The sequence below is a fragment of the Geobacter sp. genome (genome assembly GCF_030834625.1).
Classification (GTDB): domain Bacteria; phylum Desulfobacterota; class Desulfuromonadia; order Geobacterales; family Geobacteraceae; genus Geobacter.
The window spans coordinates 40,161-59,608 of sequence record NZ_JAUQXO010000026.1 but is presented as its reverse complement, the minus strand read 5'-3'; the positions used below and the strand labels follow the sequence as shown (position 1 = coordinate 59,608).

The 19,448-nt window shown below is 56.4% G+C and carries 19 protein-coding genes; 10 read left to right on the top strand and 9 right to left on the bottom strand.

Features of this window, described 5'->3' with window-relative positions; translation table 11 throughout:
* Positions 1-14 precede the first annotated feature (14 nt).
* The 6 genes from RCH91_RS06755 to RCH91_RS06730 all read left to right on the top strand — a co-directional run bounded on the left by RCH91_RS06755 (position 15) and on the right by RCH91_RS06730 (position 6,665).
* Entirely contained in the window at positions 15-782 is a 768-nt protein-coding gene (locus RCH91_RS06755; protein WP_306533851.1) for a type III pantothenate kinase, read from the top strand.
* A gap of 67 nt (positions 783-849) precedes the next feature.
* Positions 850-2,943 (top strand): elongation factor G, encoded by a 2,094-nt coding sequence (fusA, locus tag RCH91_RS06750; protein WP_306533850.1) that lies wholly within the window; start codon positions 850-852, stop codon positions 2,941-2,943.
* Positions 2,944-2,972: 29 nt separating this feature from the next.
* Positions 2,973-4,109 (top strand): SPOR domain-containing protein, encoded by a 1,137-nt coding sequence (locus RCH91_RS06745; RefSeq protein WP_306533848.1) that lies wholly within the window; start codon positions 2,973-2,975, stop codon positions 4,107-4,109.
* Positions 4,110-4,200: 91 nt separating this feature from the next.
* Positions 4,201-5,016 carry a hypothetical protein gene (locus RCH91_RS06740; RefSeq protein WP_306533847.1) on the top strand — a complete coding sequence of 272 codons (816 nt, stop codon included), beginning with the start codon at positions 4,201-4,203 and terminating at the stop codon, positions 5,014-5,016.
* An 18-nt stretch (positions 5,017-5,034) separates the two neighbouring features.
* On the top strand, positions 5,035-5,922 hold the full coding sequence (locus RCH91_RS06735) for an ATP/GTP-binding protein (protein WP_306533846.1): 888 nt from the start codon (positions 5,035-5,037) through the stop codon (positions 5,920-5,922).
* Positions 5,923-5,987: 65 nt separating this feature from the next.
* Positions 5,988-6,665 carry an MgtC/SapB family protein gene (locus RCH91_RS06730; protein WP_306533845.1) on the top strand — a complete coding sequence of 226 codons (678 nt, stop codon included), beginning with the start codon at positions 5,988-5,990 and terminating at the stop codon, positions 6,663-6,665.
* A gap of 453 nt (positions 6,666-7,118) precedes the next feature.
* On the opposite strand, the gene RCH91_RS06725 is transcribed toward RCH91_RS06730, so the two are convergent.
* Positions 7,119-7,703 (bottom strand): isoprenylcysteine carboxylmethyltransferase family protein, encoded by a 585-nt coding sequence (locus RCH91_RS06725; protein ID WP_306533843.1) that lies wholly within the window; start codon positions 7,701-7,703, stop codon positions 7,119-7,121.
* A 126-nt stretch (positions 7,704-7,829) separates the two neighbouring features.
* Between RCH91_RS06725 and RCH91_RS06720 the strand changes: the two genes are divergently transcribed.
* Complete coding sequence (locus RCH91_RS06720) at positions 7,830-8,651, top strand: cytidylate kinase family protein (protein ID WP_306533842.1); 822 nt, start codon at positions 7,830-7,832, stop codon at positions 8,649-8,651.
* 119 nt (positions 8,652-8,770) lie between these two features.
* Here the strand turns inward: RCH91_RS06720 and RCH91_RS06715 are convergent, their stop codons facing one another.
* Together RCH91_RS06715 and RCH91_RS06710 are read right to left on the bottom strand one after the other, a co-directional pair.
* Positions 8,771-8,980, bottom strand: a complete 210-nt coding sequence (locus tag RCH91_RS06715) for a hypothetical protein (RefSeq protein ID WP_306533841.1) — start codon at positions 8,978-8,980, stop codon at positions 8,771-8,773.
* Between the two features lie 11 nt (positions 8,981-8,991).
* Positions 8,992-9,870 (bottom strand): PHP domain-containing protein, encoded by an 879-nt coding sequence (locus tag RCH91_RS06710; protein ID WP_306533840.1) that lies wholly within the window; start codon positions 9,868-9,870, stop codon positions 8,992-8,994.
* A 220-nt stretch (positions 9,871-10,090) separates the two neighbouring features.
* Between RCH91_RS06710 and RCH91_RS06705 the strand changes: the two genes are divergently transcribed.
* The 3 genes from RCH91_RS06705 (at position 10,091) to RCH91_RS06695 (ending at position 11,951) form a co-directional block, all read left to right on the top strand.
* Positions 10,091-10,321: a hypothetical protein gene (locus RCH91_RS06705; protein WP_306533839.1), complete on the top strand. Its 231-nt coding sequence runs from the start codon at positions 10,091-10,093 to the stop codon at positions 10,319-10,321.
* Positions 10,318-10,974, top strand: a complete 657-nt coding sequence (gene nth / locus RCH91_RS06700) for an endonuclease III (protein WP_306533838.1) — start codon at positions 10,318-10,320, stop codon at positions 10,972-10,974. Before RCH91_RS06705 ends, nth begins: the two co-directional genes overlap by 4 nt.
* A gap of 110 nt (positions 10,975-11,084) precedes the next feature.
* Positions 11,085-11,951, top strand: a complete 867-nt coding sequence (locus tag RCH91_RS06695; RefSeq protein ID WP_306533837.1) for an NAD(P)-dependent oxidoreductase — start codon at positions 11,085-11,087, stop codon at positions 11,949-11,951.
* A gap of 40 nt (positions 11,952-11,991) precedes the next feature.
* Here RCH91_RS06695 and rlmD read toward each other — a convergent pair whose 3' ends face one another.
* The 6 genes from rlmD to RCH91_RS06665 all read right to left on the bottom strand — a co-directional run bounded on the left by rlmD (position 11,992) and on the right by RCH91_RS06665 (position 19,442).
* Positions 11,992-13,437 (bottom strand): 23S rRNA (uracil(1939)-C(5))-methyltransferase RlmD, encoded by a 1,446-nt coding sequence (gene rlmD / locus RCH91_RS06690; protein WP_306533836.1) that lies wholly within the window; start codon positions 13,435-13,437, stop codon positions 11,992-11,994.
* 195 nt (positions 13,438-13,632) lie between these two features.
* The gene (gene pelG / locus RCH91_RS06685; protein ID WP_306533835.1) at positions 13,633-15,003 is read right to left on the bottom strand and encodes an exopolysaccharide Pel transporter PelG; all 1,371 of its coding nucleotides are present in this window, start codon (positions 15,001-15,003) and stop codon (positions 13,633-13,635) included.
* Positions 15,003-16,511 (bottom strand): GT4 family glycosyltransferase PelF, encoded by a 1,509-nt coding sequence (pelF, locus tag RCH91_RS06680; protein WP_306533834.1) that lies wholly within the window; start codon positions 16,509-16,511, stop codon positions 15,003-15,005. Before pelF ends, pelG begins: the two co-directional genes overlap by 1 nt.
* Before the next feature lie 4 nt (positions 16,512-16,515).
* A complete protein-coding gene (locus RCH91_RS06675) occupies positions 16,516-17,508 on the bottom strand; it encodes a hypothetical protein (protein ID WP_306533833.1) in 993 nt (330 codons plus the stop codon).
* Positions 17,505-18,887, bottom strand: coding sequence for a PelD GGDEF domain-containing protein (locus RCH91_RS06670; RefSeq protein WP_306533832.1), 1,383 nt, complete (start codon positions 18,885-18,887; stop codon positions 17,505-17,507). Before RCH91_RS06670 ends, RCH91_RS06675 begins: the two co-directional genes overlap by 4 nt.
* A gap of 15 nt (positions 18,888-18,902) precedes the next feature.
* Positions 18,903-19,442 (bottom strand): penicillin-binding protein activator LpoB, encoded by a 540-nt coding sequence (locus tag RCH91_RS06665; protein ID WP_306533831.1) that lies wholly within the window; start codon positions 19,440-19,442, stop codon positions 18,903-18,905.
* Positions 19,443-19,448 lie beyond the last annotated feature (6 nt).

Here is a 19,448-nt window from a genome sequence, read left to right as displayed (position 1 = left end):
TCCGGAGGGAAATCATGCTTCTCGTCATCGACGTGGGCAATACCAATATTGTTCTCGGCATCTACGACGGCCACAGGCTCTTACGGGACTGGCGGATATCAACTGACAAGGCCAAGACGTCCGACGAGTACGGCATCCTGATCCGTGAGCTTTTCCGTAGCGCCGGTATCGACTTTAAGGATGTGCGGGCCATTATCATTTCTTCGGTGGTGCCGACTTTGTCCGGAGTCCTGGAAAGACTTTCCCGGAACTACTTCGGTTACTGCCCCATTGTGGTTGGTCCCGGCATAAAGACCGGCATGCCGATCCAGTACGACAACCCCAAGGAGGTGGGAGCCGACCGGATTGTCAACGCAGTGGCTGGCTACGAGAAATACAAGACATCCTTGATTATCGTCGATTTCGGCACCGCCACCACCTTCGATTATGTGAACCGCAAGGGGGAGTACTGCGGTGGCGCCATCGCCCCGGGGCTCGTCATATCCATGGAGGCCCTGTTCCAGAGGGCGAGCAAGCTTCCCCGCGTTGACATCGTGAAGCCCCCGGTGGTTATTGCCCGCAACACAGTCAACTCTATGCAGGCTGGCATCTTCTACGGGTATGTGGGGCTTGTGGACGAGATCGTGACCCGCATGAAAGCGGAGAGTAAGGATACCCCCCGGATCATCGCCACGGGGGGACTCGCCGGGCTTATCGCCCCCGAGTCTAAGACCATCGAGGCGGTGGAGGAGTACCTTACGCTGGAGGGACTGCGGATACTGTACGAACGGAATAGGGAGTGAGATAACGATATAGCGCGGAAGTCAAAAGGTCGATGAAGACCTATACCTTATCATCACGGGAGGATGTATGGGCAAGTATGATACCGCAAAGTTGAGAAACCTCGGAATTGTCGCCCACGGCGGCGCAGGCAAGACCTCTCTCACGGAAGCCATACTCTTCACCACGGGGATGATTGACCGTCTTGGCCGGGTCGACGACGGCACGTCCACCATGGATTTCGAGCCCGAGGAGATCAAGCGGAAGATCACAATCTCGTCCTCCCTCGACCACTGCGAATGGAATGGCCATTCGCTCCACATCGTCGACACCCCCGGCTACGGAAACTTCATCGCCGACACCCGTTCCTGCATGCGGGCGCTGGGTGGGTGTGTCGTGATCCTCTCGGCCATCTCCGGCGTCAAGGTTCAGACCGAGGAGGTCTGGGAGTGGGCCAACGAGTTCGAGCTTCCCCGCATTGCCTTTGTCAACAAGATGGACCGGGAATATGCCAACTTTCTCCGAGCCATCGACGACATGCAAAAGTCCCTTAAGGCCCGCGGCGTGGCGGTTCAGATGCCCCTCGGTGCTGCCGAAACCTTCGAGGGGGTCATCGATCTCATCACCATGAAGGCCTACCGCTATGCCAAGGACGGCTCCGGCACGTTCACGGAGGAGGAGATTCCCGCTGAAGATCGTGACGAGGCCCAACGGCTCCGCGACATCCTCGTGGAAACCGTTGCCGAGGCCTATGATGCCCTGACCGAGAAATATCTGGAAACCGGAGAGCTTACCGAGGAGGAGATTCTGGACGGTCTGCGTATCGGTACGCTCCGTTACACTTTTACGCCTGTCTGCTGTGGCTCGGCCACCTTGAACATCGGCGTTCGCCATCTGCTCGATTACATTTGCCACTGTCTTCCGTCCCCCCTTGACCGGGGAGCCGTTGTCGGTGCCAATCCCAAGACCGGCGAACTGGTCGAGCGCAAGCCCGACGAGGCAGAACCCTTCTCGGCCCTCGTATTCAAGACCACGTCGGATCCCTATACCGGCAAGATTTCCATTTTCCGGGTTTATTCAGGGGTCCTTAACTCCGATTCGACTATCTACAATCCGGTCCGCGAATGTGAGGAGCGGATCGGCCAGATCTACGAGTTGGAGGGGAAGAAGCAGAAGCCGATCAAACAGGCCGTGGCGGGCGACATCGTGGCGGTGGCGAAGCTCAAGGAGACCCTCACCGGCGACACTCTTTGCGACAAGGACAAACCGATCGTTTATGAGCCGGCTAAACTGCTCCAGCCGGTCATTTCCTACGCTATCCAGCCCAAGACCAAGAACGACGAGGACAAGATTCACGGCGCGCTCCAACGGCTCATGGAAGAGGACCAGACGATCCAGATCCGCCGTGATGAGAAGACTCGCGAACTTATTCTCTCGGGCATGGGGCAGGTACACCTTGAGGTTACCATCGAGAAGCTGAAGCGCAAGTTCAATGTCGACGTGGAGATGAAAACCCAGAAGGTGCCCTATCTGGAAACCTTCAAGGCCCAGGTGAAGGCCCAGGGGAAATACAAGAAGCAGTCGGGGGGCAGGGGCCAGTACGGCGACTGCTGGGTGGATTTTTCTCCTCAGCAGCGGGGCGAGGGATTCCTGTTCGAGGACAAAATCGTTGGCGGCGTCATTCCTCGCCAGTATATCCCGGCGGTGGAGAAGGGAATCTTCGAGGCATCCCAGGACGGGTTCCTGGCAGGCTATCCCATGGTGGACTTCAGGGCTGCTGTCTATGATGGTTCCTTCCACACGGTCGATTCATCGGAGATGGCGTTCAAGGTTGCCGGTTCCCTGGCCTTCAAAAAGGCGATGGAGACGGCCAAGGTGGTTCTCCTGGAGCCGATGATGAACATGAAGGTGACGGTTCCCGAGGAGACCATGGGTGATGTGATCGGCGACCTGAACTCCCGGCGTGGCAAGGTGGTCGGCGTCGAGCCCAAGGCCAATTCCCAGATCATCCGGTCCGTGGTTCCCATGGCCGAGGTTCTTTCCTACGCCAACGATTTGAAATCCATGACCAGCGACCGTGGCCTCTTTACCATGGAGTTCTCCCACTACGAAGAAGTGCCGAGTCATCTGGCACAGAAGATCATTGCCGAATCGGCCAAGGCGAACGAGAAAAACAGCCACTGACCGAGGCAGAATCAGGAGGAACGTATCAGATGAACATCGAATTTGATCAGGAGCCCGGGGATAAGTCATCAAAGGGAGGGGGGAGCAATTCTCGTCTCCTCCTTCTGGTGCTTCTGCTTCTTGTGGCGGTATTCGGCTATCTCTTCTACTTCACCGACCTCATCAAACCACGCCAGGAGGCCCAGGCGCCGGCGCCGGTTCAGCCTAGCCAGGTGAAACAGCCGATCCCTCCCAGACCAGGCGGCCAGCCGCCTGTGGATGCACCTGCCGAATCTTCACAGCCGGGGGCCGTCACTCCTGCCACGACCGCACAGTCTGAGCCGCCGAAGGTGGGTCAGGAACAGAAGGCGCCTGAAAAGGCCAAGACAGAACCGCCGAAGCCCGAAGCAGCGAAAGCAGCCAAGCCGGAGGTCCCTGCAGCGAAGAAAGATCAGCCCAAAGCTGCTGAACCGGCAAAGGCTCAGGTAGACGCAAAACAGAGGGCTGCCCAGACTCAAGCGGATGACAAACAGAAGGCCGCACCTCCTCAGACCCCGACGAAGGGGGTGAAGAAGCCTGTTTCAACTTCGGAGAAACCCAAGACTGCCAAGGGTGAGGAGGGCAAAAAGTCTGCGGCAAAGAAAGAGGCAACCGGCGTTGCCGTTGCCAAAACGCGAATCACGGCCAAGGCTTCTGCTGCCCCTAAGCCTGCTGCCGCGAAAAGGGCGGGAGAATACACGCTACGGATCGGCGAGTATGTTGTGCCTACGGCAATGGAGAAGGATAAGGTGAAAGTCCGCGAGGCCGGTCTCACGCCTGTCGTGAAGCAGGGAGTCAGGAAGAAAGAGCCGATGATCCGGTTGTTCTTCGGCGAGTATGCCGATCAGGAAACGGCCCGCAAAGAACTCCAGAGACTGCAAGATGCCACCGTGGAGGGGTTCGTTCTCAAAGAGGGAGGTGCGTATCAGGTCTATGCCGGATCCTACTTCGCGCAGGAGCGAGCCACCAAGGAGCAGGAGCGTCTGGCGGGGCTTGGGTACAGGCTTACCCTCAGGAAGGTGAACGTTGCCGTGCCGACTGTCCTCCTGACGGCAGGCAAGTACGGGAGCCGGGATGAGGCCCTCAAGGATGCGGCGCGACTGAAGAAAAAAGGGCTTGCTCCGTCCGTTATCCCAAACGACAAGTAGCGGAGCAACTTCCCTGAAAGTAACCCTGAAAATATCTCCCCGGGCCGCGAGGTTTCTTGCCAAGGGGGTGCCGAGCGAGGAAAAACTGAAAGTGGTCGGGGGGGAGGCGGATCTTTCCCCTCCCGATTTGGTAACGGTTCTCTTTTTCCTGGCCCATGACCAGGATGGCGCTGTCAGGGATGGGGCACGGATGCGTCTCGCGGAGCTGCCGGAAGGTATGCTCCGCGAAGCTGTTTCCACCCCCTCTCTCCATCCGAGAATTCTGGACGGGCTTGCCCGCCTTCACTACCGCAATGGAGAGATGGCCGTACTGATAGTCTCCCACATCAACTGCAGTGAGGAGACACGGATATTCCTCGCAGAGCATGGCATAGAGGGCGCGCCTCGGCCTCACCATGCCGCGACACAGCCCCACAGGAACGAGGAGCCGGGGACGGATGAGGAACTTACCGAGGAGGGTGAGGAGCCGGTCGACGAGGAAAGCGAGGCGTTCCGGGGAAAATACCAGCTTGCCCAGGTCATGGGGGTGTCCGACAAGATCAAGATAGCCCAGACCGGCGACAAGGAATGGCGGATGATCCTTATCCGGGATTCCAACAAGCTTGTGTCGGGGACTGTCATCAAGAATCCCCGGATCACTGAACAGGAGGTTCTGGTGATCGCCAAGTCGTCCATTCAGAATGACGAGATTCTTCGCGTCATCTGTGCCAACAAGGAATGGATCAAGAACTACCAGATACGCAAGGCTCTCGTGGAGAACAACAAGACGCCGCTCCCCACGGCACTCCGCTTCCTGGCGACTTTGGGCGAAAAGGACTTGGCCCACCTGGCCAAGAGCAAGAGCATCTCGTCGGTTCTTTCGACCCAGGCGAGGAAGCTGCTCCTCAGCAAGAAAAAGGACCGATAGGATAGGAGGACGGCAACGATGGCCCTGTTCAACAGAACGAAGCGCGAGATTAACGCAAAGATCGTCTACTTCGGACCGCCCCTCGCCGGCAAGGCCACGACCCTTCACTTCATCCACCGGAAGCTGAAGCCGGAGTACCGTGGCGCCATGAAAACGATGGGGGGGCAGATGGACCGCATGCTCTTCTTTGATTTCATGCCCCCCGAGCTGGGGGAGGTGAACGACCACCGTGTCCGCTTCCATCTCTATACCGTTCAGGGAGAGGTAACGAATCCCTCCACTTGGAAAACCGTTCTCAAGGGGGCTGACGGTGTTGTCTTTATTGCAGACGCGTCGCCGGAATCCCGCACCGTTACCCGGGACAGTATGGAGAGTCTGCGTGGCTACCTCCAGAGCTACGGTCAGGAGCTGGAGAAGCTCCCCTGCGTGATCCAGTGCAACAAGAGCGATCTGCCCGATGCCCTTTCCCCTGAGGAGGTGGCGAGAGTTATTGCCTCTGCCGGGTTTCCTGCGGTGAAGGCTTCTTCCCGAACAGGGGAGGGGGTTCTTCAGGTACTTTCCACAGTTGTGAAACGGATCATGAAGGAACTTCGGGAACAGGGGCATGATGGTGAACGGGACGGCATGTTTGCTGCGTTTCCTGCTCAGGCTGTTCCCGTGATGCCGTCCGATGATGAGTCTGAACCGGTGGGGCGGGAGGGAGAAAAGGTCACGACCGACGCTGAAACCATTGAAGGGGCAGCTGAAGCTCTTTCCGACGCTTTACCGACCCTTGCCTTGGGTGGTAGGGTCGCGGTGACTCCCGACGGATCCCTCCGGGTTCCCCTTACCGCCAGGTGTGGCGGGGTTGAAAAAGGGTTTGTACTGTCGATCTCCTTGGCACCGGAGACACCTTCGGTGGCATAACAGTCAAGGTAGGGCGTGCGGCTTCGTCCGCGCCAACTCTAAGGCATGCGCAGCGGTGACCTGTAATGGAATTCAATCTCGACATGATCGGCCGGCTTCTCCTGGCCTCCCTCCTGGGAGGTCTGATCGGCCTGGAACGGGAGATTCACGGCCGGCCGGCCGGGTTCAGGACGCATCTACTCGTGTCCCTGGGTTCGTGCCTCTTTGTTGCCACGTCCCTGGAATTCTATCGGCTTTACGGCAATTTTAGCGGCGTCGGCCCCATCGGTGTCGATCCTGGCCGGATTGCTGCCCAGGTTGTTACCGGCATCGGCTTTCTTGGCGCGGGGGCAATCATCCGCGAGGGGGCGTCCATTCGTGGACTCACTACTGCTGCCTGTCTCTGGATTGCCGCAGCCATCGGGCTTGCGTGTGGAGCCGGCCTTTTCATTGTATCGTTGGTCGTCACAGTGATTTCGCTGGCAACCCTTCTTCTCCTGAAGAGGGTTGAAGGCTTGTTGAAGCGTGATACCTACAACTCCGTCAAGATCTGGAGCGACGATGTGGCGGGACAGCTTGGCAGGATTGAGCGGATACTGAAAGATGGCGAGTTAGAAATAATCGATTTTAACGTGGAGAAGGATATCGATGCCGCGCGCATTTTTTTTAAATTCCAAGTCAAATACAGCATGCGTGGCAAGAAAGTCGAAGTCGTCGATGCCCTCGTCTCCGTTGACGGCGTACGTAAAGTGCGCCTCGATTGAATACCGGAAGCCCGTATCACCCCGCGTGTTCCCCAGGACGCGTTCCCTACGCTCTGCTCCCTGCACCATCGAAATTTTCCCCGGTGTACTGAGGTGCCCGGCGTCCAGGGTGCCCGACACGACAACAACGAATGGGCTGTGAGTGTTCGCGGTCTGAACAGCCGCTACTTCAGCAAGCTTCTGGTGCTCATTGACGGTTGCACCGTCTATGGTTCTATGATGAATGGCATCGCCTGGGAGTGGGTCGATACCCTTATCGAGGATGTTGAGCGAATCGCAACCCTCTATGTTTCCCGGGCCGCGGGAAAGGGAGTCGATGCCGACAGCGAGCCGGGGAGGGGTCAGTCTTCCGGGTCTCACTTCCCTTCGCACTGTCGTCATCTGCCATCGATGGCGGAGGAAGCCCCGAGGCAGACTCATCAGTATAATCAGCGCCCCATGGGCAGTGAAAAGCTACGAAGCGTCTGGAGGCGTTCTTCGGTGCGGCAGGAACATCGGTACCCGTTCCTGATAGCGCCGGTAGGAATCGCCGAATTCAGCAACCAGTCTCCGCTCCTCGATTCGCGCTCCTACCACGAAGTAGACCGTCGAGAACATGGTGAGGATCAACCATTTGAGGGTCATTACGGGGTTGAGTACCAGGAAGATGAGCGCCAGGGAGTAGAGTGGATGGCGCACCCGGTTGTAGCAGCCGGTGGTGACAAGGCGACGGTCTCCGGGATTGCCACGCAGCTGCCTCAGCCCCAGGAAGTCGCCGATGCCGGTCTGGGCTGCGCATCGGACAAGGGAAACGAGGCACACCAACTGCACGAGGTGAAACAGGAGGCTGCCGGCTCCGGGGACAATATAGAGAACCGGTGACAGGTGCCAAGCGGCCATTGCCCAGAAGAAGGTCACGAGGGCGATGAAGTTGTAGATGAGCCGGTAGAAACGCCCGGCTCGGGGAAATATCTTCCCGATGCGCCTCTGGAGGTTGGGAAGCGCCAACAGCGAGTGGATGACGGCGAAAACGAGCAAGCGGGTAATGAAATCAACCATGTGGCTCCCGGAAAAATTCCGTGAAACAGCGTCGTTGTGGGGCATGGTACCATACAAATTACCCCCTTGTATACGTCTCCTCGTCATGATAATATCGAGCACTTTTTGCGAGCTTCGGAGGGGTTTATGGCGATTATTACGATTTCCAGAGAGATGGGGACTGGCGCCTACCAGATTGCCCGCGAGTTGGCGAAACGACTGAAACATACGCTCGTCGACGGTTCAAAGATTGCGGAGCTTGCTCCCCAGTACGGTCTTGACCGGGAGGTTCTCAAACGGGTGGATGAGAAGCCGCCGGTCTACATCACCGCTGAGGACCGGCTCCATGCCGCACACCTGAACACTATCGAGATTATCCTGCTCGACTGCGCCCGGAAAGGTGATGTGATCCTCTATGGACGGGGTTCTCAGGACCTTCTCTCAGAGGTGGAAAACATCCTTCGGCTCCGTTTTGTTGCACCCTTCGAAGACCGGGTGGAAAGCCTTTCCGAGCGGGAGTGGATCGATCCTGACCTGGCTCGCGAGCTTATCCGCAAGAGCGATCACCAGCGGGGTGGGTTCATTCATTTCTACTTCAATCGCGACTGGAATGATCCCCTTGGCTACGATCAGGTGTTCAATACCTCTCGCATGTCTCAGGGTGCCATCATCGAGAGCATCGTTGCCGCCGCCAAGGATCCCCGCCTTAAAAACGACGAGGAAAATACCCGTGAGATAGTCGACGAGATCATCCTCTGTAAGAAGATAGAGACAGAGCTCTTCCGCTCGAACGCCATCGAGAATCTCCATTTTAAAATCAGTACAAAGAATGGCGTTGCCTGTCTCTCAGGCCACGCCCATTCCGATGCCGAGAAGCAGGAGGCGCTTCGGATCGCTGAGGGTGTGGAGGGTGTGGAGAGGATAGAGGATGACCTGCAGGTGGTGAACTACAGACCCTACAAGGAGTGATGCCACGATTGGCGCATCATGCCCTATCCGCAGCGTCGCCCCAGTGACGTTGCAGCCAGAAATAGAAAAAAGGACCCGCACATGCCGTGGGTCCTTTTTCGTTGCAGGGGAGGGGATTGCTATTGGTTGGCGTCGTCACTGGGCGGGTCGACGAGCCTGATACTGATACGGCGGATGAGTCCTTCAATCTGCCTCAGTTTGTCTTCGTACTGCTGGAGGTAGTAGCTTCGGCGGTCGCTTTCGTAGAAGGTTACCCCGTCGCGCAGCATGGAAATTCTGGTCCGTGCCACCTCTCTCATCATCTCCAGGACTTCCCGGGCGTCGGCCATGGCAGGTTCTTTCAGGGGCGGCTTCCGGGTGAAGTGATCCTCCGTGATTCCGCCAGGTTTTTGACTGCTTCGGCAAGCCGGTGTGATACCGCGAGTCCACCCCGACCGATGCCAATCTCCACATCATCCTCAAACCCGTGGAAGTCGGAGCCGCCGGTCATGAGGAGACCGAGTTCTCCACTCAGGAATTCGAGAAAAAGCATGTCGTCCTTGTAGCACATGTTGTTGAACACTTCAAGGCCGTCCAACCCCAGTGCGGCAAGCTCAGTGATGACCCTGCGGAGCTCACGGCGGTTGTCGCTGACAGTAATGGGGTGGGCCAGAACCGCTACGCCGCCGGTTCTCCTGATTTCCGCAATTGCTTCGCCAGCAGGGAGGTAGCGCTTGGGTACATTGCACGGGATGAGGTACCGCCGGAAGGCGTCCTCCATGTCCCGGGCATAACCACGCTCCACGAGCACCCTGCCGATGTGGGGTCTCCCTACCGCACCACCGGCGATGTCGATCACCTCGTCGTAGGAGAGGGGAGACCTTCGTCCGTCCACAAGTCGTCGGTTAATCTTCTCTACGATGGCTCTCCCCCTGTTGTCTCGGTTGGTGCGGAATTCGGCGAGCATCTGTGCCAGATTGGTGTCCCGGTGATTTATGTGGTAGCCAAGGATATGCATGTCGTGGTGGCGTCCGAGTTCCACCGAAAGCTCGACGGCGGGTACCACTTCAATCCCCAGGCGTGCGCCGGCGGCCAGTGCCTCGTCGATTCCGTTCACCGAATCGTGGTCGGCGATGGCAATGGCGGCGAGGCCCTGCTGGGCCGCCATTCTGACGAGGTCGGCAGGGGGATGGAGACCGTCGGAGTGGTTTGAATGGACGTGGAGATCGACCGTTTTCATGGTGGAATTATTCCTGTTCTGCTGTGGCGCTGACTGACAGATAAACTTAACCACGCTCCATGATCCATTGCAAGCACAAGCGACGCATCTGAAGCGATGATTGATAGATAGCGGTTGCCAGTATCCCACGCTTTCGGTACTATTTCCCGTCACGGGCAGCCGGGCGAAAGTCTTTTACGGCAGTTGGTTTGTGGAACATTCAGTCAAGGAGATGAAGACAATGGCGAAAAAACAAGGGGCTGCCCTGGCAGTGGTTGCACTGGGGCTCTACATATTCGGCGGCATTCTTACCTTCGTCGGACTCTATCTGATCGTTTTCATGCACGGCAACGACGTCATGGGGTGGGGTGAAGGGCGGAGTCTCGGCTATCTCTTCTTCTGTGCGGGGCTTGGTCTCTCCGTCATTGGGGTTCTCTTCATGCGAATCTTCAGGAATCGGGGCTTTTCGTGAGGGATGGAGACATTCACCCGGTCATGGCTCTCCTCGCCGAGGCCGTGAAGTCGTGGCCGTCTCCTGCTGTCACCATCCTATCCCAGCGTGAGGGAAACCCCTTCAAGGTTCTAGTATCCTGTATTCTTTCGCTCCGCACCCAGGACAGGACAACCGGTCCGGCATCGGAGCGTCTCTTTTCCCAGGCCGATACGCCGGAAAAGATGCTCTCCCTCTCCCGGGATGAAATTGAACGTGCTATCTATCCCGTGGGGTTTTACCGGAACAAAGCGGCCCAGATCCTTGCCATCTGCCGGACCCTGGTGGAGAAATACGACGGAGTGGTTCCCGATGGGATTGACGAACTCCTAACCTTCAAGGGAGTGGGTCGGAAAACGGCGAATCTCGTGGTGACCCTCGGATTCGGCAAGCCGGCAATCTGTGTCGATACCCATGTGCACCGTATCTGTAACCGATGGGGATACACCTGTACCAAGACGCCGGAAGAGACCGAGTTCGCCCTCCGGGAGAAGCTTCCCGGAGAATACTGGTCCGTCATCAACGATTACCTCGTCACATTCGGCCAGAACCACTGCACACCGGTTTCGCCCCGGTGTTCCACCTGTACCCTAACCTCATTCTGCAATAGGGTGGGCGTGACGAAGTCCCGATAAAGAAAACAGCGTTATTTTTTTAAACTCTTCTATTGTACAAGCGTTAAACACATTGTACTATTATCAGCGTTCAGGAATATATTTACTTAAAGTGACTCAGGAGGCGTGCAATGTTGAGAAATATTGGTTTCTTGGGACTGGGTACGGTCGGCAGGCATATGGCCGCGAATCTTCTCAAGGGAAGCTACAATCTCACGGTTTATGATTCGGACCCTGAAGTTGTTGCTGAGCTCGTGAAACAGGGGGCCACCGGCGCAGGTACTCCGCGGGAGGCTGCCAAGGGGAAGGACCTGGTTATCTATATCCGCCCAGAGAAAGAACGGCTGAAGCCCGACATCTATGGTCCGGACGGCATTTTTGCCGGCATCGATCCCGGTACGATCCTTGTCGACATGGGGACCCATTCCCTCGAAAGCACCAAGGAAATGGCCGAGGAGGCCGCCAAGCACCGGGTCATGTTCCTTGATGCGCCGGTCTGGGGTACAAAGGAACACGCCGCCAACGGGCTCGTCACCATCCTTGCCGGAGGGGACCCGTCGCTTATCGGGCGGTGTCGTGAGCTCTTCTCCTTCTTCGGTCTCAACATCATCCATGTGGGAGCTATTGGCGATGCCACCCGCATGAAATTCGTGGTAAACCTGGTCCAGGCCGAGCTGATGGAGACCCTGGCCGAAGCCATTGTCTTTGGCGAGAAAATGGGGTTCAACGTCGACAAGATTCTCGAGGTGCTCGACTCGGGAGGGGTCGCCTCACCTCTTTTTCATTCCAAGGGGCGCATTATTGCCAGGGGAGACTTTACCCGCAACCTTGCCCTCAAGTATGTTCATGAGCAGCTGGAACTGGTGCTTGAGAAGGCCCAGAAACTGGGTCTTGATCTCCCCGCTGCATCGGTGGCATGCAAAAACTACGAACAGGGGGTCAAAGACGGGCGCGGGGAAGAGGACTTCTCGGCGGTCGTCAAGGTGTTGCGAAAGTAACAGTCAAGACCGGATAGACGTGGTGAAGAGGGGTGTCCGCTCAGGCGGACGCCCCTCTTTTTTTGCGTGGTGAATGGGGATGGTTCCGTGGGGGTGCTTCGGTCTGCCCCTTGATGGCGCTTTTGTCGCCATCGGATTTGACGAGAAGGGCCACGTTCTCAATGTGAGGGGTCTGGGGAAACATGTCTACGGGCTGAATTTCCCGGGTACGGTAGCCGAGCCGTGCCAGGATGTCCAGGTCGCGGGCAAGGGTGACGGGGGAGCAGGATACATAGATCATCGTGCTCGGGCCTGACGCGGCTGCGGCCTCAAGCACCCTGCGGTCGCACCCTTTGCGGGGGGGATTGAAGACGACGAGGTCGGGCTTCGTTCCCTCCTCAACCAGTTCTTCCAGCAGTTCGGCCGCATCGCCGGCCTCGAAGGTGCAGTTGCGGACCCGGTTCAGGCGGGCATTGCGCTCTGCGTCGGCCACGGCGGCATCCACGTACTCGATGCCGTGAACCTCCTTCGCCTGAGCCGCAAGAAAAAGCGATATCCCGCCGATGCCGCAGTATAAATCGACCACCTTCTCCGTGCCGGTCAGGGCGCTCCACTCACGGACCTTTTCGTAGATGATGCGGGCACTGCCGCTGTTCACCTGGAAAAAGGAGCGGGGGGAGATGGAAAAGCGGACCCCCCCAAGCTCTTCGATGAGGACGTGATCTTTGGTCAGAAAATGGTCCTGCTGGCCGAGGATGACATTCCCTTCCGAACTGTTCACGTTCTGAACTGCCACGTCCAGCTCGGGCACCTCTTTCTGAACGAACTTCGCCAAGTGATGAATTTCGTTGTAACTCCTTCTGGCCGTGACAAAGACAACCATGGCACGACCGGAGTGCTCGGAAACCCGTACCACCAGGTAGCGGAGAATGCCGGTGCCTGTCCGGGGATTGTAGACCGGAACCTTTCCCTTGGTGATACCTTCCTTGACGGCAGCAACGACCCGGTTGATGAGGGGGTGATGGAGCGGGCAGGAACCGATATTGACCACGTCATGGCTGTTGCGGCGGTAGATGCCGATGATCGGCGCCCTGAAAGTGCCCGCCACCACGAGCTTTGCAGAGTTTCGGTACTCAAGGGGGCGTGGCGAAGGGATCACGTCGTGTACCGGGACGGTGCGGAGCGATGAGAAAGAACGGATCTCATTTTCGACGAAGTTGAGCTTCAGGGCAAGCTGGGCCCGGTAGTCCATGGGAATAAGCGGACAGTTTATGCAGGCGGGGGTTTTGCAGGGAGATGATGCCGTGCGGGATGGGGAAGGAGAAAGTATCTTGACGGTCTCCCCGAATACGGTCCGTGCTCCGCTGTGGGTTACCCTGAAACTAACCGTTTCGCCCGGAAGAGCCCCAGTCACGAGAACCTTTTTCCCTTCGTGGGATGCTGTTCCGAACCCTTCATCATCTAAACCGGATATTTTGAGCGATACGATCTGTCCGGTGCGTAACATTCGCTGATCAGAGTTGTTCGGATCTTTTCTTTTGTCGTCAGAGTGCTTGTTTTTGGTGGCCATTTCCCTATTAACGATGAGTTGCACTTTCCTGTCAAGAAACTTTATGTTCCGGTGGCTAAACATATGAGTTGTTGTTTTCATCCTGATGGACATCAAGCCGCAGTTCAATGTTCATGCATGCAGGAGTACAAGCTACTGAAGCATGAAGGTCTTGTACTCCAGCGTATCCAGGTCCCGGTCCAGCAGGAACATGCCGCACATGATCGTAATGCACAGCGAACCTGCAAAACCATAGCCGTAGAAGTAGGGACTGAGGTTGATGGATATGATTGACAGAATAAGATTCAGGGTGGCGAACAGTGCTGTCAGGAACAGGGCGCGTCCTCGCCGGTCAAGATAGAAATAGATGTTGATAAGCCCAAGCAGAACCACCTGCAGCCCGGCTGAAACTACGTCGATATTGAGCAGCGGCACATAGGCCAGTGAGATTCCTGCCATGGAGAGCATGGTTGGCCCGAAAAGAAATATGACAATGGTGGCGATGGACTGAATCTTGATGATGTCGTAGATTCCTTCCCGTGCTATGTGCACCATTTCGTTCTTCATTGACTTTATGGTAGTCAGTGATCCTCCTTCGCGAACCGAATCATAGAAACGGTCATAATACTCGACGAAATCGGTTTCCATCCGCACCAGGAACACGGCCATACCGGGCAGAATTGAGAGATAGGCGAGGAATATCGGAAAATCATATATTTCTGAAGCGTTCAAGGGACCGATCACCTTGCTGCCGGTATACGGATGAAACCAAAAAACGAATTTATCAGTCCATATCGCCAAGTTGTAGAAGAAGCCAGTAAGCATCAGGGAGTAATGCACACGCCGCTTGCGCAGAAAATCGAATTCCAAGAAGGTGCGTGACGGGTAGTTGCGGAAAATAACAAACAGCATCCCTTTGAGAAGCACGAACTGACCGGTCAGAAATGCCAGCAACAGTCCTTCCAATTTCCAGGCCCGCAGGAAAAAAGCAAGAAACAGCGCGGTGCCATAACCAATGGCAAAATTGTACAGTATTGCCTTGTAGTCTTTCAGGCCTGAGAGAAGAATGGCAGCCAGCCATACGCAGGAGACAGTGACGAAGGTGGTGGCGAAGAGAAGGCGGTAGATTAGCGATGTTTCGGGGAACAGAACGATGGTCAGGGGGAAGGAAATCAGACCTCCCACCGTGGTCACCAGGAGGAGCAGGCCGTTCAGATTGGGAAGCAGTCTGAAATGTTCCTTCTCGAAGATTCTGTCGGCCGAATAGCGGGTGAAGGCCAACTGGAACAAGCCCGTATAGATCAGGGAGAGGGCGATCAGGTAGGTAATTGATGTCTGGAACTGCGACACCAGAACTGGCGGAATGACGACCGGCAGCGAGATGAAGCCGATCAACATCACTGCAAAGATGGAGAGCACCCAGGGGCCGGAGCTGATAATCCCGGCATACCCGTAGGTCTGCAGCAACGAAAAAAAGGTGCCGCGTTTGAGCAGCTTGCGCAGTTCGAAGCCGATGCCTGCCATCAGTCTATTCCTTGCTGGTACAATTGTCGGTACCTGTCGAACATCTGTTGCTCGGTATAGAACCGCTCGACCCTCGTAATGGCCGCCTGGCTGGCACGTTTCCATCGAGCGGGGTCTTCCAGGAGTCGCAGTGTCTCCCTTGCAAGATCATGGGGGTTGTTGATGGATACCACCCCTCCGGCCGGTCCGATGGCTTCATCCTCTTGGCCGTGACCCATTATCAGCTGACGACAGGCGCCGACATCGGTTGCCACGACCGGTATACCGGCGGCAAACGCCTCCAGAATGGCCAGAGGCAACCCCTCGCTGACCGAGCTGAGTATCATGACGCCAGTATCCGGGAAAATTTCCATTGGATTTCTGAACCCCATGAAACTGAGGTTCGAGGCGATCTGGAGACTTTCTGCAAGAGCCCGGCACTCTGCGGCATATTCAGGGTCCTCGTCTTCAGGTCCGATGATCCATCCCTGTACCTCCGGCAGGCTGTTGGCAACCAGACGTAGAGCCCGGATGAAAGTTTTGATGTCCTTAATCGGCACTACGCGCCCCAGCAAGGTCAGTACCGGTGGGGTGTCAGGTCGTCTTTCCCGCAACGTCGCAAATTGGGCGATATTGATCCCATTGGGTACCACCATGGTGCGTTCACGGGGGGCGCCGTCACCTATTTCGCGTTCCCTGGCCTCTTCGTAGAGTGACACGATGTTGTCTGCCGCTCCATAGCAGAAACGGCCGATGGTTTCAAAAAATCGTATCCACAGGTCGCGGTAATAGCTTACTTCCGTGGGGTCTTTCTGCAGGGCGTTGCGGTTGTCCTGAATCCAGTCGCTGCTGAAGATATCGATGCGTCGCTCCTTCGTGTAGATGCCGTGTTCGCTCAGGATCAGCGGCCGCCCGCTGCTGTAGTGAAGAAGTGCACCCAGGAAACCGGCATAGCCGGTTGACACCGTATGATACACCCGAGCCGGTATAAGTTGCTTTGCGATGGAGGCCAACATCCAGATGGGCGTATGCATGTTACGGACTGTCCAGAAATAATCGACGAAGGATGGATCATTACAGCGTTCCTGGTAGAGATCACAGATCAGTTCCCAGGACTTTTTCGAGTAGAGGAACTGATCGAAGTTCGCACCGTTGTCAGAGTCAAGGTAAAAGTCTGGCGTTTTCAGGGCGCTGTCAAGTGTACTCGGGTCGGGATTCAGAAACCAGTCATGGATACGTCGTACGGTTTCGAATACGCCGTGGTTGCCCGTCATGGAGCCAATGGCTGGCATAGCCAATTCGTCATGAAGGTAATGACACTCCACGTGGACCAGGTTTGGCGGAAGATCATACTTTAATCCGCCATAATCATTGCGGGCGCTGCCTATGAATAGTGCGCCGAAACGGTATTCCGGGAACGCGATGATGATCTGGTTGACCCAGTTGGATACTCCGCCTCTGACGTAGGGGAAGGTCCCTTCCAGAAGCAGCATGATATCAACGCTCTCTGATTTCGGGAAACTGTCCATAAGGTTATCCCATCCAGAATTGCACCACTGGCCCTATCCCGGGTTTGTGGCGCAGTAGAGGATTCAGTTCGAAATAGTTTCTCATCGTGACGAAATCCCTGCGGAGGAAAGCCAGTTCAGCCAGATACGGGACCACACGGTCACGGTGTGCGCCGTTGTTCATGGCAGCGTAGATCGCCTTCTCAGCTGCCTCCAGATTCCCCCTCCACAGGTGCAGGCGTCCCAGCAGTATCAGCAGGTTGGGGTCATTGGCGACTATATCCAGCGCCTGGGTAGCATAAGAGAGAGACTGCGAGATATAGAACTCTGCAAGGTCTTGTTGGGCAAGATCATTGAAAATAAGTTCCCAGTACGAAAAGGCCAGCTTGCGGCAGTGCGGAAACCGTTCGTCACGGATCTCCGCCTTCTTCAGTTTGGCCAGCGACTCTGATATTGCCTTGTTGATGACCTTCTCGTGCTGGTCTGTAATGTTGAAGGCTAGGAGGCGGATTTCGTCATCATTGTCGCTGGTAGCAAAGTGCAACAACCTGCTGACATTCCGACCGCTGCCGGAGCCGACGGCCAGCAGGGCCTTCAGGCGCATGGGGCGGGGCAGGGATTCTGTCCGCAGTCGCGACCAGGCACCTCCTTCTCCCATCCCCGGAGACGGTCCCCCTGATTCCTGCATGAATGGGGTCATCGGAACGCTGAAAAATTCGGGCCTAGTATCAAATCGGAGAAAAAAGCGGAAATAGATAAGGGTACACAGCATTCCTATGCATCCGAAAACAGGAATGAAAAAGGCGAAGCTGAAGAATAATGCCAGAGTGTCCCATTTTTGGGTGTCACCTTGACGCGGCAGGGACAGTCTGAGCAAAAACGCAAGGGATACTGCTGCGATCAGGTGAGAAGCAAGAAACAGAAAAAGGCGTGTCCAGACCGGTTGCTGGCTGAAAAGCGCCTGAAGGGCGGCATTCTCACATAGAACCCCCAAGAGCAGCAGAATGATCCGAATCATTGTCGTTCCTCCAGCAGATCAACCAACTGGACAAGGGGATCATCGGCGGCCACAATCGCAGAGCGCATGGTGATGCCCTCCTGACCGATACTTCTGCCAAACTGGCGCCGCAGTATTTCGTCTAGGCGCGACTGATACCCTTCGATGGAGGCCGGCCCTGAAAAGGGCATCAAGGTAACAAACTGTGCTCCCCCTTGCACCGTGCGCTGCCATGAGTGGTCCAGGCCACGTTGCTGTCGCTCCATGGTTCTGGATATTTCATCCAGGCGGGAGGCAGTAACGACTTTCAGCATCACCAGGGCGCTGCTTACATCAAGGTCACGCTTCAGTCGAACAGTCTTGATCAGTTCAGCTGCAAAATTGGGGGGGCAGTCCGGAAAGTGGTTCAGCAAGTCGCTGGCTCGCTCGACGGATTCTGCCTGATCGGAGGCATAGGCCAGCAGAACGCCCATTATCTGCAGTGTTTCGCGGTGCAGGTTAAGGAAAGGCATTTCAGTGACAAGCAACAAACCGAGCAGTTTGCCCGAACTGGTGCGCATCGGCGCGACCACGAGATATGAAGTCTGCTCCTTCTGGTCGAGGCGCGATGTGTCAACGCTCCAGACCGCCGACGAAAGCGCTGCTGGAGATGATGAAGTCTGCCCCTCAATAATACGACTGTTGATGGATTGGTAGGCGGCTTGGCCTGACTCGATGGCCGAGCGGAGCAGAAGGTCGTCTTTCTTCAGCGTTGCGCCCTTGCCGCACTGGGCAAGGGGATGATCCGCTATCTCGTTGTCATCATTTGCCAGATAGAGGGCAGCGCTTTGCAGACTGCAGTAGTGCATCAGGATCGAGAGGAGGGCTGCGCCGGTTTCGCTGTCCATTCTGCCGCCATGTTTTAGCAGAAGATTGCGAAGGTTGATCATGGCATCCCGCAGTGTGACCGGCCGGCTGATCAGGTTCTGCTCCAGCCTGTCATGGGAAAGACGGACCATGAAGTAAGCGCGCGACAGTTGCTCGAAGCGGTCACTCGTATGTCTGCTCAGATGGTCGGCGTGTCTGAGACGCTTGTTCCAAACCTCGCTGAACTGGCCTGTTAACAGGACGATCAGCAGGCCACCCAGCACGTAGTTGGTAGGAAACTCACCAATCGGAAGACCGAGGCGGGGCATAACCAAGAGCGTCAGACAGATCCCCCCTGTCGAGACGAGTCCCGGGGCGATGCCATAGCGCAGGGCAACAAGCAGAGGTCCGAACCAGACCCAGGGGAACTGGGCATGTACGAATAAGGGGTCGCTGCTGTTGAGGAGAAACCCGCCAGTTATCACGATGGCGGTGATGGCAAAGGTTTCCAGCCACCTGTTCAGCTTCATGGTGATGTCTTTTTTGAATGCCATGGTCTTTACTCGTTATTACTTGGTGTTGGTTTCGGCTGCCTTTTTAAGATCTCCGATGAGACTGTCGAGAACTTGCTGGGCAACGGCACTGACTGCATCACGGCTCCAACCGCTTTTCCCGGCCACGCCACTCCAGACCACCTTCTCCTCGGGCAGTTCAATAACCTGCAGGGTGAACCCCGCCACCGGTTCGCCGTCAAGGCCGACCTTGTAACGCCACTCATTGACCGTGCCGGCAATGGCGTAGCGGACTTTCTTCAGTTTGGCCGCTTCCAGGGCTGCTTTCTGCTTAAGTTCACCCCGGTCGAGCCCGAGGTGGTCGTCTCCCTTGGCTGTTTCCGTCACCGTGCGCTCAAGCTTTTGCACTCCGTGGGTGTAGAGCAGCGCAGCAGTAATTGCTTCGGCCCGCTCGGCGGCGTAGGGCGTTTCAGTGTTGTTGATGAACGGTAGAAGTGCCCAGCTGTCAGTGAAGGAGACTGTGCCGCCACCCTGTCTCAAGGTAACACAGCCGGACAGCAGCAGACCGACCAGTAAAACCACGGATATTCTTTTCATAATGCC

What these genes read in the sequence shown, in the direction of transcription:
- RCH91_RS06745 (WP_306533848.1), top strand. Translation starts at nt 2,973, where the DNA reads ATGAACATCGAATTTGATCAGGAGCCCGGGGATAAGTCATCAAAGGGA.
- pelG (WP_306533835.1), bottom strand. Translation starts at nt 15,003, where the DNA reads ATGGCAGGCATCGGCTTCGAACTGCGCAAGCTGCTCAAACGCGGCACC.
- RCH91_RS06670 (WP_306533832.1), bottom strand. Translation starts at nt 18,887, where the DNA reads ATGGCATTCAAAAAAGACATCACCATGAAGCTGAACAGGTGGCTGGAA.
- RCH91_RS06715 (WP_306533841.1), bottom strand. Translation starts at nt 8,980, where the DNA reads ATGGCCGACGCCCGGGAAGTCCTGGAGATGATGAGAGAGGTGGCACGG.
- RCH91_RS06735 (WP_306533846.1), top strand. Translation starts at nt 5,035, where the DNA reads ATGGCCCTGTTCAACAGAACGAAGCGCGAGATTAACGCAAAGATCGTC.
- RCH91_RS06730 (WP_306533845.1), top strand. Translation starts at nt 5,988, where the DNA reads ATGGAATTCAATCTCGACATGATCGGCCGGCTTCTCCTGGCCTCCCTC.
- RCH91_RS06695 (WP_306533837.1), top strand. Translation starts at nt 11,085, where the DNA reads ATGTTGAGAAATATTGGTTTCTTGGGACTGGGTACGGTCGGCAGGCAT.
- rlmD (WP_306533836.1), bottom strand. Translation starts at nt 13,437, where the DNA reads ATGTTACGCACCGGACAGATCGTATCGCTCAAAATATCCGGTTTAGAT.
- RCH91_RS06705 (WP_306533839.1), top strand. Translation starts at nt 10,091, where the DNA reads ATGGCGAAAAAACAAGGGGCTGCCCTGGCAGTGGTTGCACTGGGGCTC.
- RCH91_RS06675 (WP_306533833.1), bottom strand. Translation starts at nt 17,508, where the DNA reads ATGATTCGGATCATTCTGCTGCTCTTGGGGGTTCTATGTGAGAATGCC.
- RCH91_RS06755 (WP_306533851.1), top strand. Translation starts at nt 15, where the DNA reads ATGCTTCTCGTCATCGACGTGGGCAATACCAATATTGTTCTCGGCATC.
- RCH91_RS06665 (WP_306533831.1), bottom strand. Translation starts at nt 19,442, where the DNA reads ATGAAAAGAATATCCGTGGTTTTACTGGTCGGTCTGCTGCTGTCCGGC.
- pelF (WP_306533834.1), bottom strand. Translation starts at nt 16,511, where the DNA reads ATGGACAGTTTCCCGAAATCAGAGAGCGTTGATATCATGCTGCTTCTG.
- RCH91_RS06710 (WP_306533840.1), bottom strand. Translation starts at nt 9,870, where the DNA reads ATGAAAACGGTCGATCTCCACGTCCATTCAAACCACTCCGACGGTCTC.
- RCH91_RS06720 (WP_306533842.1), top strand. Translation starts at nt 7,830, where the DNA reads ATGGCGATTATTACGATTTCCAGAGAGATGGGGACTGGCGCCTACCAG.
- RCH91_RS06725 (WP_306533843.1), bottom strand. Translation starts at nt 7,703, where the DNA reads ATGGTTGATTTCATTACCCGCTTGCTCGTTTTCGCCGTCATCCACTCG.
- fusA (WP_306533850.1), top strand. Translation starts at nt 850, where the DNA reads ATGGGCAAGTATGATACCGCAAAGTTGAGAAACCTCGGAATTGTCGCC.